The 17,064-nt window shown below is 65.1% G+C and carries 16 protein-coding genes; 10 read left to right on the plus strand and 6 right to left on the minus strand.

Features of this window, described 5'->3' with window-relative positions:
- Positions 1 to 332: 332 nt before the first annotated feature.
- From OW493_RS13040 to OW493_RS13050, 3 genes are read right to left on the minus strand one after another with little or no spacing between them, the layout of a single operon-like run.
- Positions 333 to 1,298 (minus strand): biotin-dependent carboxyltransferase family protein, encoded by a 966-nt coding sequence (locus tag OW493_RS13040; RefSeq protein ID WP_218015148.1) that lies wholly within the window; start codon positions 1,296 to 1,298, stop codon positions 333 to 335.
- Positions 1,295 to 2,041 carry an allophanate hydrolase subunit 1 gene (locus tag OW493_RS13045; RefSeq protein WP_289864366.1) on the minus strand — a complete coding sequence of 249 codons (747 nt, stop codon included), beginning with the start codon at positions 2,039 to 2,041 and terminating at the stop codon, positions 1,295 to 1,297. Before OW493_RS13045 ends, OW493_RS13040 begins: the two co-directional genes overlap by 4 nt.
- Positions 2,041 to 2,808: a 5-oxoprolinase subunit PxpA gene (locus OW493_RS13050; RefSeq protein WP_084208091.1), complete on the minus strand. Its 768-nt coding sequence runs from the start codon at positions 2,806 to 2,808 to the stop codon at positions 2,041 to 2,043. Before OW493_RS13050 ends, OW493_RS13045 begins: the two co-directional genes overlap by 1 nt.
- Before the next feature lie 291 nt (positions 2,809 to 3,099).
- On the opposite strand from OW493_RS13050, the gene OW493_RS13055 reads away from it, so the two are divergent.
- The 7 genes from OW493_RS13055 to OW493_RS13085 all read left to right on the plus strand — a co-directional run bounded on the left by OW493_RS13055 (position 3,100) and on the right by OW493_RS13085 (position 9,998).
- On the plus strand, positions 3,100 to 3,540 hold the full coding sequence (locus OW493_RS13055) for a VOC family protein (protein WP_077374827.1): 441 nt from the start codon (positions 3,100 to 3,102) through the stop codon (positions 3,538 to 3,540).
- 109 nt (positions 3,541 to 3,649) lie between these two features.
- Complete coding sequence (locus OW493_RS13060) at positions 3,650 to 4,561, plus strand: LysR family transcriptional regulator (protein WP_176503108.1); 912 nt, start codon at positions 3,650 to 3,652, stop codon at positions 4,559 to 4,561.
- Between the two features lie 224 nt (positions 4,562 to 4,785).
- The gene (locus OW493_RS13065) at positions 4,786 to 5,805 is read left to right on the plus strand and encodes a TRAP transporter substrate-binding protein (protein ID WP_176493437.1); all 1,020 of its coding nucleotides are present in this window, start codon (positions 4,786 to 4,788) and stop codon (positions 5,803 to 5,805) included.
- 186 nt (positions 5,806 to 5,991) lie between these two features.
- A complete protein-coding gene (locus tag OW493_RS13070; RefSeq protein ID WP_077374836.1) occupies positions 5,992 to 6,549 on the plus strand; it encodes a TRAP transporter small permease in 558 nt (185 codons plus the stop codon).
- Between the two features lies 1 nt (position 6,550).
- Positions 6,551 to 7,855, plus strand: a complete 1,305-nt coding sequence (locus OW493_RS13075) for a TRAP transporter large permease subunit (RefSeq protein ID WP_289864367.1) — start codon at positions 6,551 to 6,553, stop codon at positions 7,853 to 7,855.
- Between the two features lie 161 nt (positions 7,856 to 8,016).
- Positions 8,017 to 9,144 carry an iron ABC transporter permease gene (locus OW493_RS13080; RefSeq protein WP_289864368.1) on the plus strand — a complete coding sequence of 376 codons (1,128 nt, stop codon included), beginning with the start codon at positions 8,017 to 8,019 and terminating at the stop codon, positions 9,142 to 9,144.
- Positions 9,141 to 9,998: an ABC transporter ATP-binding protein gene (locus OW493_RS13085; RefSeq protein ID WP_289864369.1), complete on the plus strand. Its 858-nt coding sequence runs from the start codon at positions 9,141 to 9,143 to the stop codon at positions 9,996 to 9,998. Before OW493_RS13080 ends, OW493_RS13085 begins: the two co-directional genes overlap by 4 nt.
- Before the next feature lie 197 nt (positions 9,999 to 10,195).
- Here the strand turns inward: OW493_RS13085 and OW493_RS13090 are convergent, their stop codons facing one another.
- From OW493_RS13090 to OW493_RS13100, 3 genes are all read right to left on the minus strand, one after another.
- Positions 10,196 to 10,360 carry a hypothetical protein gene (locus OW493_RS13090; protein WP_167592973.1) on the minus strand — a complete coding sequence of 55 codons (165 nt, stop codon included), beginning with the start codon at positions 10,358 to 10,360 and terminating at the stop codon, positions 10,196 to 10,198.
- Between the two features lie 181 nt (positions 10,361 to 10,541).
- A complete protein-coding gene (locus OW493_RS13095; protein ID WP_289864370.1) occupies positions 10,542 to 12,119 on the minus strand; it encodes a glycine betaine ABC transporter substrate-binding protein in 1,578 nt (525 codons plus the stop codon).
- Positions 12,116 to 12,856 carry an ATP-binding cassette domain-containing protein gene (locus tag OW493_RS13100; RefSeq protein WP_077374845.1) on the minus strand — a complete coding sequence of 247 codons (741 nt, stop codon included), beginning with the start codon at positions 12,854 to 12,856 and terminating at the stop codon, positions 12,116 to 12,118. Before OW493_RS13100 ends, OW493_RS13095 begins: the two co-directional genes overlap by 4 nt.
- Before the next feature lie 408 nt (positions 12,857 to 13,264).
- Between OW493_RS13100 and OW493_RS13105 the strand changes: the two genes are divergently transcribed.
- The 3 genes from OW493_RS13105 to OW493_RS13115 all read left to right on the plus strand — a co-directional run bounded on the left by OW493_RS13105 (position 13,265) and on the right by OW493_RS13115 (position 16,986).
- Positions 13,265 to 14,434: an isovaleryl-CoA dehydrogenase gene (locus OW493_RS13105; RefSeq protein ID WP_077374848.1), complete on the plus strand. Its 1,170-nt coding sequence runs from the start codon at positions 13,265 to 13,267 to the stop codon at positions 14,432 to 14,434.
- 42 nt (positions 14,435 to 14,476) lie between these two features.
- Positions 14,477 to 16,084, plus strand: a complete 1,608-nt coding sequence (locus OW493_RS13110; RefSeq protein ID WP_077374851.1) for a carboxyl transferase domain-containing protein — start codon at positions 14,477 to 14,479, stop codon at positions 16,082 to 16,084.
- Between the two features lie 83 nt (positions 16,085 to 16,167).
- On the plus strand, positions 16,168 to 16,986 hold the full coding sequence (locus OW493_RS13115; protein WP_289864371.1) for an enoyl-CoA hydratase-related protein: 819 nt from the start codon (positions 16,168 to 16,170) through the stop codon (positions 16,984 to 16,986).
- Positions 16,987 to 17,064: the final 78 nt, after the last annotated feature.

Consider the following 17,064-nt stretch of genomic DNA (forward strand, 5'->3'; position numbering starts at 1 on the left):
ATCCGTCGTCATGCAAGAGGGTCTTCCTCACCATGATGACCGCACTGGAGCATGTCTTTCATTTCCATGTGCCAGTGCACAGTTTCCCGATGCTCGCGCACCGTTTCTCCGGGAATCTGTTCATCAAGGCGCTGATCTGATCAATCCGCGCCGACTGCATCAAAGATTCCCTCACGGGAAAACCGAAAGGGCCTCCATCTGGAGGCCCTTTTTTTGTCTGCTCGCTTTGTCTGCTCGTGCTGTCAGCTCGATTCCTGCCGGTGCGAGCCATTGATCCGACACGCCGTCCGTCAGCTCATCGGCACGGCATGGCGCACTGGATCAGCGAGCCCTCACGCCTGCCAGGCGGCCAGTGCCGCGAGGTGATCCTGGCGCGCCTGGCCCGGCGTCACGGCCGCCAGCCGCACCCTGGTGCCCGGCACGCATTGGGCGAGCTGCGCGCAGGCCAGCGGCGTCAGTGCGCCAAGGCGCGGATAGCCGCCGATGGTCTGGCGATCATTGAGCAGGATGATCGGCTGGCCATCGGCGGGCACCTGTACCGCGCCCAGCGGAATGCCTTCGGAGACCATCCCGGCACCGTCACGCTCCAGACGCGGGCCGGTCAGACGCACGCCCATGCGATCGGCACGCCCGTCCACTGCCCAGTCGCGGTTGAAGGCGCGAAAGAGGCTGTCGCCGCTGAATTCGGCAATCTGGGCGCCTACCACCAGCGCCAGTTCGAGCGCCTCGCCCTCCTCGGGGGTCAGCGACTGCTGCCATGCCTGTGCCGACGCCGGCAATTCGCGCAGCGACAGCTCATTGCCGGCCGCCGTGAGCACATCGCCGCTGGCCAGTGCATGGCCTTCGCCATCCAGCCCGCCCAGACCATCACGCACGGTACAGGCCGCACTGCCCAGCACCGGGGCGACATCCAGCCCCCCCGGGAAGGCCAGATAGGCGCGCAGCCCGGCGACCGGACGCTCGAACTTGAGCACCTGCCCCGCCGTCACGGCGAAGGCCTGCCCGGGCAGCAACGCCTCACCATCCAGTGTCGCCGCCAGATCAGCGCCACACAGCGCCAGCGTGCCCGCCTGCCCGACCTTGAGGGTCAGGCCGCCGCCCATGGTGATCTCGAGTCCCGGCGCATCCGGGGCATTTCCCAGCAGCCAGTTGGCCCAGCCCAATGACACCCAGTCCGCCGCGCCGCCCTGGGTCACGCCCAGATGGCGGACACCCAGGCGTCCCGCATCCTGTACCAGTGCCAGGGCACCGCTGCGCTCGACGTCGAGTCTCACGCGCTTGTCGTTGTCGGCACTCATGCGCGCTCCTCCAGCGGGGTGACATCGCCGCCCAGGCGAACGAATTCCTCTCGGCTCACGGAAACGAAACGCACGCGATCACCGGGCATGAAGCGACTGGACGGCTCACCGGCCTCGTTGCGGCCGAACAGCGTGATGGGCGTGCGGCCCAGGATGTTCCAGCCACCGGGAGAGCGGGACGGGTAGATCGCGGCCTGACGGTCGGCGATACCGACGCTGCCGGGGGCGATCTTCTGGCGCGGCGTCTTGAGGCGCGGTGTGGTCAATGCCTCCTCCAGCACGCCCATGAAGGCGAAACCGGGGGCGAAGCCAAGCGCGAACACGCAGTAATCATGCGCGCCATGCCGCGCGATCAACGCCTCGACACTGATGCCGAGACGCGCGGCGATCGTCGCAAGCTCCGGACCGACACTGTCGTCGTACCAGACGGGCACCTCGTGCAGCTGGCCCTGCTGACCGCTCTGCGGAGCGAGGTTCTCGAGGGCCGCCTGGATACGGGCACGCACCTCGCCTTCTTCCAGTGCCGCCACGTCATAGTGCAGCAGCAAGGTGGTATAGGACGGCACCAGATCCACCAGCGCCGTGCCGAAGGCCTCACGCAAGGCCCCGTCAGCGGCCAGAATCCAGGCCATGTTGGATTCCTCGATGCGGTCGAACAGCCGGATGATCAGGCTGTCCATGCCGACGGTCTCGAGGCGCAGTTGCGGTGACGAGCCACGTTCGTGGCTATTCCCCCCAACCATCAGGCACCCGCCAGCGCATCGAAGGCGTCACGGATGGCACGCACCGCGGCCACGGACTCGGCGTTGTCACCGTGCACGCACAGGGTGTCGGCACTGAGCACCAGATCACCGCCGCTGCTGTCGGTGAGGGCTTCACCGCGCGCCAGCGTCACCGACTGGGCGATGATCACCTCGCTGTCGTGATGCACGGCGCCGGGCTCACGACGCGAGACCAGGTGACCGCGCGAGTCGTAGGCACGGTCGGCGAAGGCCTCGAACCACAGCGTGATGCCCATCTCGTCGGCCAGTGCCTGCATCGGTGCCGGATTGGCGGTCGCCATCACCATCAGCGGCAGGCTGGCGTCATAGCGCACCACGGCCTGCATGACGGCGCGCAGTAGCGTCGGGTCAGCGGCCATGTCGTTGTAGAGCGCACCATGCGGCTTCACGTACTGGACGCGAGTGCCTTCGGCGCGACAGATACCGTCGAGCGCGCCGATCTGATAGAGCAGCATGTCCTCGACTTCCGCAGGCGAGCAGGCCATGGAGCGGCGCCCGAAGCCCTGCAGATCCGGATAGGCGGGATGCGCGCCGATGCGCACGTCGTGCTTAACCGCCAGCCGCACGGTGCGGCGCATGATGGTGGGGTCAGAGGCGTGGAAGCCACAGGCGATGTTGGCGCAATCGACGTAGGGCATGACCTCGTCATCGAGGCCGATCTTCCAGTTGCCGAAGCTTTCGCCCATGTCGCAATTGAGCAGAGGGAGGGAGGGAGCGGAACGGGACATTGAGACACCTCGCAGGATGATCTTGTGTGTTGTTATCCCTCCACTCTAAGTAAGGCCATGCCTCGGTATCCAATCGTATTTTGTGATTCGTTATATCGATGAAATCTTTCATTACCAGAAGGTATGAAAGCCCAGTCAATCATCCGCTTGCCTGTCAGACCGCCACATGCTTCTGTCTGGGGCACCCCGGACAGCCACGAAAGGGCCGTCATCTCTCCGAATGCCGGCCTGACTCAGGCGACCGACGCGTCCTGTCTGGCGGAACCACCCACAACAACAGGAATTTTCCACATGGCCGTCAGTGATCCGTTCCACCTCGCGATTCAAGTGCGTGACATCGCCGAAGCCCGGCGCTTCTATGGCGAATTCCTCGGCTGTCCGGAGGGACGCTCCTCGGACAGCTGGGTCGATTTCGACCTCTACGGCCACCAGTTCGTCTGCCACCTGAACCCGGCACTGGCCGACCCTGACAACCCGCTCGCCCAGCACCGCAATCCGGTCGATGGGCATGGCGTCCCGGTGCCGCACTTCGGGGTGGTACTCGAGATGGAGGCCTGGCAGGCACTGGCGGATCGTCTCACTGCCGAAGGCGTGACATTCGAGATCGCACCTCATGTGCGCTTCAAGGGCGAGCCCGGTGAACAGGCCACGATGTTCTTCCTCGACCCCACCGGCAACGCGCTGGAGTTCAAGGCCTTCAAGGACCGCGAGAGCCAGCTGTTTCGCAAGTGAAGGTCCCGCGCCCCGTCTCGTGCGGGGCATGCCCGGTGATGAAAGCTGACGCCCTGCACGGCATGCGGCAAGATGGTCGGTCTCAACGATTCATCACGGGGCATCTGTCATGTTCGATTTCAAGGAACTCGAGGCCTTTGTCTGGGTCGTGCGGCTCGGCTCGTTCCGCAAGGGCGCGACCAAGCTGCACCTCACCCAGCCCTCCATCTCGGACCGCATCAACCGTCTTGAGGCCGCCGTCGGCGAATCGCTGCTCGAGCGTGCCACCCGCCCCATCCAGCCCACCCTGCGCGGTCGGGAATTCTTCGCGCATGCCGAACGCCTGTTGAGCGGGCGCGAGGAAGCCATGCGCCTGTTTCAGGAGGAAGGCGCCTTTTCCGGCACGCTGCGTCTGGGCGTCATCGAGACCATCGCCAACAGCTGGTTCCCGGCCTTCATGCGCCAGCTGGCCGAGCGCTACCCCAAGCTGACGCTGGAAATGACCGTCGACATCTCGCCCTTTCTGCATCAGCGCCTGGCCGACAATGACCTCGACATGCTGTTCGCGATGGACAGCGCCGCCATGGGCCCCTACGCGACCCAGACACCGCTGTGCACCTTCGAGATGGGCATGTTCGCCTCGCCGACCCTCGCCGAGCAGCTGGCCCAGGACGGCGAATGCTTCGCCAGAACCCCCTTCATCTCCTTCAGCAAGCAGGCCCGTCCCTATACGGAGCTTGTCAGCTACCTCGCCGAACAGGGCATCACCCAGCCCAAGGTGCACTGCACCAGCACCCTGATGACCATTCTGCGCATGAGCAGCGAAGGACTGGGCATCGGTGTCCTGCCGGTCGCCACCGTCGAGGACGTGATCAATCACGGCGAACTGGTGCGCCTGCCACTCGAGACCCCGCTGCCGCCGATGGTCTATGAGGCCATCTGGCGCAATGCCAATTACCCCGACTTCTGCGCCAGTGTCGCGCGCCTGGGTCGCCAGTGTGCCGAGACCTACTCGCAGCAACACGCGCATGCCGATCCCTGATCAGGCCGCCTGCCATGCGCTGAGTCAGGGTTGATCGCGCCCCGCCCTGCATCAGATCAGCGTCAGACCAAGGTCTAACAATATCGCCAAAGGCTTTCATGCGACGACACGATGAAAGATTTCATCGATACTGTGAATCAGAATTAACGATTGGACGGGATGGCCTGTCACTTGAAGAATGAAATCGTCTGCCGACAACATTCAATAATAATGAGGAACTAGACATGCGTAAGCCCAGCGACTCCCTCACCCGCAAATCTGCCACCTCCAGTACCCTCATCGGACTGGCAGCCGCCGGTGCCCTGGCCTTCAGTGGCTCGGCCCTCGCGGCACAGTGGAACCTCGCCACTCCGTATGGCGATGCCAGCTTCCACACCAAGAACACCAAGCAGTTCGCCGAGGAGGTCACCGCGGCCACCGATGGCGAGCTGAGCATCACCGTGCACAGCGGCGGTTCGCTGATCTCCCACGGCGAGATCAAGCCGTCCGTGCGTCGCGGCACCGTCCAGGCCGGCGAGATCTTCCTGTCGATCCTGTCCAACGAATCGCCGGTCTACGAGCTGGACACCCTGCCGGGCGTCGCCTCCAGCTACGAGGAAGCCTTCGCTCTGTGGCAGGCCTCCAAGCCGGACATCACCGCACTGTTCGCCAAGGAAGGCCTGATGCCGCTGTACGCGGTCGCCTGGCCGGCCCAGGGCATCTACACCGACTTCGACCTGACCGACGTCTCCCAGCTCAAGGGCCTGCGCATCCGCGCGCCCAACATCAACACCCAGCGCTTCGTCGAGAACGTCGGCGGCAAGCCCACCGAGACCGAAGAAGCCGACATCCCCACCGCCTTCAGCACCGGCCGTGTCGACGCGATGATCACCTCCAGCTCCACCGGCAAGTCCATGTCGGCCTGGGATTACGTCAAGCACTACAACGACGCCAAGCTGTGGCTGCCGAAGAACATCGTCTTCGTCAACAAGCGTGCCTTCGATCGCCTCGATGAGAGCACCCAGCAGGCCGTGCTGGACGCCGCCAAGGCCGCCGAGACCCGCGGCTGGGAAGCCAGCAAGGCCGATGCCGACGAGAGCGCCAAGGTGCTGACCGAGAATGGCTTCACCATCAGCGAGCCGGACGAGAAGCTGTCCGAAGACCTCAAGGCCGCGGGTGACAAGCTGTTCCAGGACTGGAAATCACGCGCCGGCGATGAAGGCCAGCAGCTGCTCGAGCGTTATCGCGCCGATCTCGATGCCTGAGCCCCGCCTGCCAGCGCCGGGCGTTCGTCCCATCAGCTGAACGCTCGGCACCTGGCCGGTATCGTCACCCCGCCACGCGATGATCACGTCGCTCCCCTGTCAGCCTCTGCCCGCTGGCAGACGCGACAGGGGTCTCCCCGACACGGCATCGCGTGGCCACCCTCACCTTCCCTGTGAGTGCATGTCATGACCTACTTCCTCGACAGACTCTATCGCCTCGGCGCGTGGGGTGCGGCAGCTTGCATGCTGCTGATCTGCACCCTGGTCAGCCTGCAGGTCTTCCTGCGCCTGATCGACGCCATCCTGGTGATGTTCGGTGCCGAACGTCTCGGTTTCGAGATCTCCGGCGTTTCGGAAATGGCCGCCTTCCTGCTGGTCGGCGCCACCTTCCTGAGCCTCGCCTATACCTTCACGCACCACGCGCACATCCGCGTGACGCTGGTCATCAATCGCCTGCCGCCCGCCGTGCGCGTGTGGGTCGAGAGCCTGGCGCTGCTGATCGCACTGAGCCTGAGCGTATTGATCACCCATGAACTGGTGCTGCTGGTCGGCGAGAGCCTCGAGTACCACGACATTTCCTCCGGCCTGCTGGCCCTGCCGCTGTGGATTCCGCAGAGCGTGCTGGTCGCCGGTACCGGCCTTCTGTGCCTGGCGATTCTCGAGACACTGATCGCCACGCTGCGCACCGCCTTCACCGCGCCTTCACGCTACGTGGCGCCCGAGCCCGAAGACGGAGCCGAATGACATGCTGACACTCATCCTCGTCACTCTGCTGGCCCTCGCCTTGCTGCTCGGCGGCGGCGTGTGGGTCGCCTTCTCGCTGATCGGCACCGGCTGGATCGTGCTGACCTTCTTCTCCAGCTTCGAGACCGGCCCGATCCTGGCCTCGGACTTCTGGGGTGCCAGCTACGGCTGGGACCTGACCGCCCTGCCGATGTTCGTGTGGATGGGCGAGATCCTGTTCCGCTCCGGACTCGCCGACAACATGTTCCGCGCGCTGGCACCGTGGCTCAATCGCCTGCCGGGCCGCCTGCTGCACTCCAACATCATCGGTAGCGGTCTGTTCGCCGCCGTGTGCGGCTCCTCCGCCGCCACCTGTGCCACCGTCGGCAAGATGACCCTGCCGGAGCTTGAGCGACGCGGCTACGACAGCAACCTGGCCATCGGTACCCTCGCCAGCGCCTCGACCCTCGGTCTGCTGATTCCGCCGTCGATCATGATGATCGTCTACGGCGTGGTCACCGAGCAGTCCATCTCGCGCCTGTTCATCGCCGGTGTCCTGCCGGGCATGCTGCTGCTGGCCCTGTTCATGGGCTATCTGGCGATCTGGTCGAAGGTCGTCGGCGAGCCGCAGGGTCGCGCCGGCCATGATGAGCCGCACATGAGTTTCATGGCCAAGCTGCGCAACAGCGCCCAGTTGATTCCGCTGCTGGCACTCATCGGCGGCATCCTCGGCAGCATCTACGGTGGCCTGGCGTCACCGACGGAAGCGGCGGCGGTCGGCGTGGTGCTGTCGCTGATCATCGCGCGACTCAATGGCCACATGAGCGCCGCCACCTTCAAGGAATCGCTGTTCGCGGCGCTGCGCACCTCATGCATGATCGCCTTCATCATCGCCGGTGCCTCCTTCCTGTCCTCCGCGATGAGCTTCACCCAGATTCCGATGCAGCTGGCCGAAGGCATCGCCACCCTGGGGCTGTCGCCGACCATGCTGCTGGTGGTGCTGACGCTGTTCCTGCTGATCCTGGGCTGCTTCCTGGATGGCATCTCGCTGATCCTGCTGGTGACCTCCATCATCATGCCGGTCATCGAAGCCGCCGGTTTCGACCTGATCTGGTTCGGTATCTACCTGATCATCGTGGTCGAGATGTCGCAGATCACCCCGCCGGTGGGTTTCAACCTGTTCGTGATCCAGAGCCTGACCGGCAAGGACATCATCACCATCACCAAGGCGACGCTGCCGTTCTTCCTGCTGATGATCTTCTCCATCGTGCTGATGCACGTCTTCCCGGAAATCGTGCTCTATCTGCCCCAAGCCATGAACGGCTGATCCGGCCCTCCACGTCTCCGACGCACTGTCACGGCAGACAGATCCCTTCCCGGGACGTCGTCCTCTTCCAGACCTCCCTTCGGGGAGGTCTTTTTCGTGGCTTCTCCTTCCCACGCCAAGTCGCTAGGCTTGTGACACGCAAGCGCTTCAGGCTGCCGCCCGTGCTTCACACTGACACGCCACCGCCGGACCTCACCGTGCCCGACTCCCTGACTTCTCCCGTCACCTCACCCATCGCCGACTGGCGCCGTCGAAAGCGCCATGGTGCCCTGTGGCTCTGGACCAGTGGCCTCGCGGTCCTGGCCGCCTGCCTGCTGGATATCAGCCAGGGCAGTGGCGAGCTGCCCCTGGCACGTCTGCTGCCCGCACTGTGGCAGAGCGAAGCGAACGATCCGCTCGCCCACGCCATCCTCTGGCAACTGCGCCTGCCCATCGCGCTGATGGCGGTGACCGTCGGCGCCTCCCTGGCCATGGCCGGTGCCCAGATGCAGACCCTGCTGCACAACCCGCTGGCCGACCCCTTCACGCTGGGAGTCTCGGCGGCGGCCAGCGTCGGTGCCGGGCTTGGCCTGATCCTGCATCTCGACCTCGTGCAGCTGGTGCTGCCCTCATGGCAGAGCCTCGCAGGCGCGGGGCTTGGGGTCACGCTGAATGCCTTCCTCTTCGCGCTGGGGGCCTCGCTGGTGCTGTGGAGCGCACAGCGCCTGCCCGGCGTCGGCGTACAGACTCTGGTACTGCTGGGCATCGCGCTGATGTTCTTCTTCAATGCCCTGCTGGGCGTGCTGCAGTTCGTCGCCTCGCCCGAGGCATTGCAGCAGCTGATCTTCTGGTCGATGGGCAGCCTCGAGCGCAGCAGCTGGTCACGCCTGGCCGTGTTGAGCCTGGTGATCGCGCTGTGTGCGGTGGTCTTTCATCGTCGACGCAGCGAGCTGACCGCCCTGAGCCTGGGGGAAGCCCAGGCCCGTGCGCTGGGCGTGGACGTGCGCCGCCTGCGTCTGAGCGGCCTGATGTGCACGGCGCTTCTGACCGCCACCGCCGTCTCGTTCGTCGGCAGCATCGGCTTCATCGGCCTGGTCGCGCCCCACATCGCCCGCCTGCTGGTAGGTGAACAGCAACAGCGCCTGCTGCCCCTCTCGGCGCTGATCGGCGCCCTGCTGCTGTCGCTGACCTCGATCCTCAGCCGTTCGCTCATCCCCGGCGTGCTGCTGCCACTGGGCATGATCACCGCGTTGATCGGTCTGCCCTTCTTCGTCAGCCTGACGCTCAAGCGCCGAGGACACGACGGATGAACCAGCGACATGACGCGCCCACCGCCGAATCCGACGCGCCAGCCCGCCTCGCGCAGTCTCGCGTCGAAGGCGCTCTCGATGACCAGGGGCTCGTGCTTCAGGATCTCAGCGTCCTGCGCGGGGGGCATCCGGTGCTGGACATGCCGGGCACGCTGCGCGCACACCGTGGCGAGCTGACCGCCCTGCTCGGCCCAAACGGTGCCGGAAAATCGACCCTGTTGCAGACGATCGCCGGGCTGCTGCCGGCCAGCGGCCAGCTGTGTCTCGACGGGCAGGCGCTGGCGTCCCTCACGCCACGCCAGCGCGCGGCACGTATCGGCTACCTGCCGCAGCTCAGTGAAGGCGGCGCGATGCTTGAGGTCTTCGAGTCGTTGCTGCTGGCGAGACGCCTGGCCGGCCATCTGGACGAGCAGGCCAATCTGCGCCACTGCGAGGCGCTGGTCAGCGCACTGGAGCTGGCCCCGCTGGCCTCCCGACGACTCGGGCAGCTTTCCGGCGGACAGCGCCAGCGTGTCGCCATCGCGCAGGCGCTGGTACGCGAGCCGGCGCTGCTGATGCTGGATGAACCCACCAGCGCCCTGGACCTGCACTTCCAGCTGGCGGTGCTCGACTGGCTTGGCCGCGAGGCCCGCGACCGTCAGCGCATCGTGATCGTCGCGCTGCATGACCTGAGCCTGGCCGCGCGGCATGCCGCCCAGCTCTGGCTGCTGGATCGCGGGCGTCTGGCGGCCAGCGGCCCGCCGCGCGAGGTACTGAGCGTCGAGCGACTGCGCGAGGTCTACGCCATCGAGGCACGGGTCGACTGGCCAGAGGATGGCAGCCCGCCCGCCATCGTGGCCCTTCGCGCACTCTAGGCCTGCCAGCTCTTCCCGTTCTTCCAGCCCTGCCGACTCATCCCGTCCCTTCTGGCGCTTTGCGTTCTGTCAGGCGCGTCGCGTTCGCAAGCGCTCTTGGTCAGCCGCCTCTTGCCTTCTAGCGAAGACAAAAAAAACCGCCCCCGACGCATGCGTCGGGGGCGGTTCTTCACGGGGCCATCAGCCCTCACGCAGACTCAGGACAGGTGAGAGGCCTGAGAGCCGGTGTCGATCATGCCGTGCTGCTGGCCGCCACCATGACCGCCGCCGTGGCCGCCATGACCATGATCGAACAGACCACAACCGCCGAGTGCCAGGGTGGCCGCGACCAGCGCGATCGGGAACAGATTCTTGATACGCATGAGACGTCTCCAATTCAAGGTTCGCTACACAAGACTCCCGTCAGCGAGTCTTCACTATGGCGTTCACTCTACTCACATCGGTGGCCAACGATAATCCTGCGCAACGCCTTTCCTTGATTGCTGCACACCGTGTACAACAATCGCGACGGGCCTGTCTGGGTTTTTCCGGCATCCGTCCAGATCAACGCGCCTTGAGCCCGCGCATATGCGCCGGAATCACCATGCGCTCGAACAACTCGAACAACAGCTCCGCGCAGATGGCCAGCAGCGCCGCCGGAATCGCGCCGTACAGCACCAGATCATAGTCGTTGAGCGAAAGTCCCGTGACAATGGGTTCGCCCAGCCCGCCCGCGCCGATGAAGGCCGCCAGGGTCGCGGTACCGATGTTGATGATGGCGGCGGTCTTGATCCCCGTCAGCAGATTGGGCGTCGCCAGCGGCAGGATGACGTGACGCAGCTGCTCACGGCGCGTCAGCCCCATCCCGCGCGCCACCTTGACCAGCAGCGGGTCCACCGTCAGCAGTGCGGTGATGGCCGCGCGGATGATCGGCAGCAGGGAGTAGACGAACAGCGCGATCACCGCCGGCACCACCCCGATCCCGAACAGCGGAATCATCAACGCCAGCAGCGCGATGGAGGGGATGGTCTGCAGCAGGCCGGTGACGTAGAGCACGACCCGCGAGACCTTCGGATTGCGGTAGACCAGCAGTGACAACGGCAGACCGACCAGACACGCCAGCAGCAGCGCGGACAGCGTCAACTGCAGATGCTCGATGAGATTGGTACCGAGCTTGTCCCACTTGGCGCCACTGACTTCGCGTTGCTCGGTGGTGATGCCCTGTTCCTGAATGAAGCGGCTGGCCACCTGGGCGAAGCTCTGCTCCTCGGTGGAGACCTCGGCATTCAGCGCCTGCATGCTGTCCTCATCGAGACTGCCCGCCAGCTGATCCAGCGCCGCGACAGCCTTCTCCGGCAAGGCGGCATTCACGAAGGGCACCGCCAGATACTCGGGGAAATAGCCCTGGTCGTCATCGAGCAGCACGAAGTCGAAGCGCTGGATGTCACCCTCAGTGGAGTAGGCATCGGTGGCGTCGATTTTGCTCTCGCGCAGCGCCTGATAGGCGATGCCGTGTTCGATGCCACGGGGCACCTGCGGCAGCGCGTAGGCATCCGCCAGCCCCGGCCAGCCATCCGAGCGCTTGATGAACTCATGCGACATCGCGATCGAGAGCTCCGGGTGATCCGCCAGATCACCGATCGTCCTGATGCCCAGCGACTCGGCCTGCTCACGCCGCATGCTCACGGCATAGGTATTGTTGAAGCCCAGTGGCTTGAGCACCCTGAGCCCCCGTTCACGACTCAGAGCATCGAGCTTGTCGAGCGGCGGCACGCTGTCCAGATTGAGGATGGCGTGCGCCAGGGTGCCGGTGTACTCGGGATAGACATCCAGCTCCCCCTCCGCCAGCCCCTGATAGGTGATGATGGTCTGCCCCAGCCCGAGGCGACGCTCGACCGTGAAGCCGGCATCCTCGAGTACCTGGGCGAAGATCTCGCCGAGCAGATGGCCTTCGCGATCCGCCTTGGAGCCCACCACGATGGGCTTGTCCTCGGGCCATGCCGCGGCTTCCTCTTCCGCGCTGGCAAGCGGGCTGCTCACCAGGGCCCCCAGACTCGCCAGCGCCAGGCCGGCGATCATCAGCGCGCCGGACAGCCCGCGGCGCGAACGTTGCAGGACGGGAGTCGTCATCAGCATCTTCATGCGCGTGCCTCCAGCAGTCGGGCCACGCGCTCATCCGCTGGCGCCCTGGCGATCGTCTCGGGACTGGCAGCCTGCAGCACCACGCCGGGTGCCATCACCACCATGTGGTCGGACAGACTCAGTGCCTCATTCATGTCATGGGTCACCATCACCACGCTGCGCGGCTCTTCCTGCTGCATGCGCTGGAACTGGGCATGCACCTCGATGCGTGTGATCGGGTCCACCGCAGAGAAGGCCTCATCGAGCAGCAGCAGCGGAGGCTCCAGCATCATCGCGCGACACAGGCCGACCCGCTGCGCCTGCCCGCCGGAAATCTCATGCGGATAACGCGTCAACAGCGCCAGATCCAGGTCCATCATCTGGAACAGCCGCGTGATGCGCGCCTTGACCCTGTCCGCCGTCCAACCTTCGCGGTCCGCCAGAATGGCGATGTTGTCGCGCACGCTGAGGTGCGGAAACAGGCCGATCTGCTGGACGGCGTAGCCGATGCGTCTGCGCATGGCAGGCAGATTGGCGTAGTCCACCCCCTTGCCGAAGACCTGTACCTCACCGCTGTCTGGGCGTATCAGCCCGTTGATCAGCTGCAGCAAGGTGGACTTCCCGCAGCCACTGGCACCGACCAGCGCGGTAATACGATCACGCGGCAGTTCGAGGTCGATGCCTTCGAACAATCGCTGACCCGAAAAGCCCTTGTGCAGATCGCGAAAGCGAACCGCCGGGGCGCGAGCATCACTCATCGAGAAGATCCTTCTTGCAGGTGAGAGGTGGGCAACGATGACGGCGCCTGCCCGTAGGTCAGGCCTTTTGCCTGCCATTCAGATTAACAGTGACACGCAGGTCAGGCGACTCTGGTCACGGCGTGAGTGCCGGCGTGAGTGCAGGCGTGAGTGCCGGCGCGATCCCAAGAGCCAGCACACGTCAGCTGACACTGCCTGCGACCTTGGTCAAAGCGCATGATGATAACCTTTACGTTAACGTCAACTTTACTCTAGAGTGATTCCAGAGCCACCTCAGGCGGGCTGTCACTGACGAATCTCCCACCGCCTGCACCGGCCATGCACACTGCCTCGCCTGTCGCGTGGCTGCACGCACAGTCAAGACGCTCGAAGCGCTTCTCATCTCATCGCTGCAAAGGATGCCCGCTCATGCACAGCCTCTATACGCCGCTGGATTTCGGACTCGACGAGACACACACCCTGCTGCGTGAGCAGATCAATGCCTTTGCCCGCGACGAGATCGCACCACGCGCCGCGGAGATCGACGCCAGCAATGCCTTCCCCGATGACCTGTGGCAGAAGTTCGGCGACATGGGCCTGCTGGGCATCACCGTCCCCGAGGAAGATGGCGGCAGTGGCATGGGCTATCTGGCGCACTGCATCGCCATGGAAGAGATCTCGCGGGCCAGTGCCTCGGTGGCGCTGTCCTATGGGGCCCACTCCAACCTGTGCGTCAACCAGATCAAGCTCAACGGCAGCGCGGAGCAGAAGGCGCGCTACCTGCCCAGGCTGATGAGCGGTGAGCATGTCGGTGCCCTGGCGATGTCAGAGCCCGGCGCAGGCTCGGACGTGGTCTCGATGAAGCTCAAGGCCGAGAAGCGAGGTGACCACTACGTGCTCAACGGCAACAAGATGTGGATCACCAATGGCCCGGATGCCCACACACTGGTCGTCTATGCCAAGACCGACCCGGACGCCGGCTCCAAGGGCATCACCGCCTTCATCATCGAACGCGACTTCCCCGGCTTCTCCACCGCGCAGAAGCTCGACAAGCTGGGCATGCGCGGCTCCAACACCTGCGAACTGGTCTTCCAGGACTGTCAGGTGCCGGCCGAGAACGTGCTCGGCGAGGTCAATCGCGGCGTGAAGGTCCTGATGCGTGGACTGGACTTCGAGCGCACCGTGCTCGCCGCCGGCCCCATCGGCATCATGCAGGCCTGCATGGACATCGTGGTGCCCTATCTGCATGAGCGCCGTCAGTTCGGCCAGGCGATCGGCGAGTTCCAGCTGGTACAGGGCAAGATTGCCGACATGTACACCACGCTGAATGCCTGCCGCGCCTATCTCTACGCCGTGGCCGGCGCCTGTGATCGCGGCCAGACCTCGCGCAAGGACGCCGCCGGCGTCATTCTCTATTGCGCCGAGAAGGCCACCCAGATGGCGCTGGATGCCATCCAGCTGCTGGGCGGCAATGGCTACATCAACGAGTACGCCACCGGCCGTCTGCTGCGCGATGCCAAGCTCTACGAGATCGGTGCCGGCACCAGCGAGATACGCCGCATGCTGATTGGCCGCGAGCTGTTCAATGAAAGCGCATGACGCCCCACACCATCCGTTTCCCTTCGCTGATGGAGCTGCCGCATGGCCATTCTGACCTCCCTGATCAATCCGCGTAGCGACCAGTTCCGTGCCAATCATGCCGCGATGCAGGCCGAGGTCGAGCGCCTGCACCAGCTGCTGGACGGCGTCGCCGCCGGTGGTGGCGACAAGGCCCGCGAACGCCACGAATCGCGCGGCAAGCTGTTCGTGCGGGAACGTATCGACCACCTCATCGATGAGGGATCACCCTTCCTGGAGCTGTCGGCGCTGGCGGCGCATGACGTCTATGACAGCCCGGTGCCCGGCGCGGGGCTGGTCACCGGCATCGGCCGCGTCAGCGGTGTGGAATGCGTCATCGTCGCCAACGATGCCACCGTCAAGGGCGGCACCTATTTTCCGCTGACGGTGAAGAAGCACCTGCGCGCCCAGGAAGTGGCCCGCAAGCATCGCCTGCCCTGCCTCTACCTGGTGGATTCCGGTGGCGCGCATCTGCCCCATCAGGACGAGGTCTTCCCGGACCGCGATCACTTCGGCCGCATCTTCTACAACCAGGCGACGCTCTCCGCCGAAGGCATTCCGCAGATCGCCGTGGTGATGGGCTCGTGCACCGCCGGTGGCGCCTACGTTCCGGCGATGGCCGATGAATCCATCATCGTGCGCGAGCAAGGCACCATCTTCCTCGCCGGCCCGCCGCTGGTGAAGGCGGCCACCGGCGAGGACATCAGCGCCGAGGCACTCGGTGGTGCCGAGGTGCACTGCAAGATCAGCGGCGTGGCCGATCACTTCGCCGACAATGACGCCCACGCCCTGCAACTGGCACGGCGAGCCGTCTCGCGCCTCAACTGGCAGCGCAAGGGGCAGCTCGCGCTGCGCGAATCCCGCCCGCCACGCCTGGACCCCAACGAGCTCTACGGCATCGTCGGCACGGACCTCAAGAAGCCCTATGACGTGCGCGAAGTGATCGGTCGGCTGGTGGATGATTCGGACTTCGATGAATTCAAGCGCTACTACGGCGAGACACTGGTGACCGGCTTCGCTCACCTGCACGGCCATCCGGTGGGCATCATCGCCAACAACGGCGTGCTGTTCTCGGAAAGTGCCGTCAAGGGCGCCCACTTCATCGAGCTGTGCGCCCAGCGCAAGATTCCGCTGATCTTCCTGCAGAACATCACCGGCTTCATGGTCGGCTCACGTTACGAGCACGAGGGCATCGCCAAGCACGGTGCCAAGCTGGTGACGGCGGTGGCCTGTGCCAGGGTCCCCAAGTTCACGGTGCTGATCGGCGGCAGTTTCGGCGCCGGCAATTACGGCATGTGTGGCCGCGCCTACGACCCCAACCTGCTGTTCATGTGGCCCAACGCACGCATCTCGGTGATGGGCGGCGAGCAGGCGGCCAACGTGCTGGCCCAGGTCAAGTATGAGCAGCATGCGCGGGAGGGCCGCGACTGGCCGCAACAGGCACAGGAGGACTTCAAGGCACCGGTGCGCGAACAATACGAGCATCAGGGCCACCCCTGCTATGCCAGCGCCAGACTCTGGGACGATGGCGTGATCGACCCGCTGCAGACCCGCGACATTCTCGGCCTGTCACTGGCCGCCGCGATGAATGCCGAGATAGAGGAGAGTCGCTTCGGTGTCTTCCGCATGTGATTCGCTCAACCAGAGAGACGCCCTGACAGCCGACTCATTGGATGAATGATGATCCATTGGCTAACTGATTGGACAAGGTGACGATGACTGAATTCTGCCGACTCGAGATCGACAAGCGCGGTGTCGCCACTCTGACCCTGGCGCGCCCCGAGGTGCACAACGCCTTCGATGACCGGTTGATCAAGGCGCTGAACGGCCATCTGACGCACCTGCACGCCCTGGCGAGTCAGGGCGAGGTACGCGTGATGGTGCTGGCCTCCGAAGGCAAGAGCTTCTCGGCCGGGGCCGACCTCAAGTGGATGCAGCGCATGGTCGAGTATTCGCGCGAGGATAACCTTGCCGATTCCCGGGAGCTTGCCCGCCTGATGCAGCTGCTCGATGAACTGCCCTGTCCCAGCGTGTGCCGCGTGCAGGGGGCCACCTTCGGCGGCGCCGTGGGTCTGGCGGCCTGCTGCGACATCGTGCTGGCGGCCGAACGCGCCCGCTTCTGTCTCTCCGAGGTGCGCATCGGCCTGGCACCGGCGGTGATCAGCCCCTACGTGCAGCGCGCCATCGGCATGCGCCAGATGCGCCGCTATGCACTAACCGCGGAAGTCATCGATGCCCACACCGCCCACCAGCTGGGGCTGGTGCACGACGTGTGCAGTGATGAATTGCTGGAGGCGCGCGTCGCCGACATGGTGAACACGCTGCTGGCGACCTCGCCCGAGGCCAGCCGCGCCACCAAGGCCCTGCTCGCCGAGGTGGCCGTCGCCGACGACGACACCCGGCGTCAGACACGCTGCTGTGAGGTGATCAGCCAGCTGAGGGTCAGTGAACAGGGGCAGGCTGGACTGGCGGCATTCTTCGCCGGGACTCGCCCGCCCTGGGCGCCATCCGACGACGACAGCGCATCATCATGACGCGCCCTTCATCGACTCGCGGACAACGTCCTGAGCCACCCTCGGTCTTCTGCTGAGACGCGCCTTGCGACCGCCCCC

The organism is Cobetia sp. 14N.309.X.WAT.E.A4 (genome assembly GCF_030397495.1).
In the GTDB taxonomy this organism is placed as follows: Bacteria; Pseudomonadota; Gammaproteobacteria; order Pseudomonadales; family Halomonadaceae; genus Cobetia; species Cobetia marina.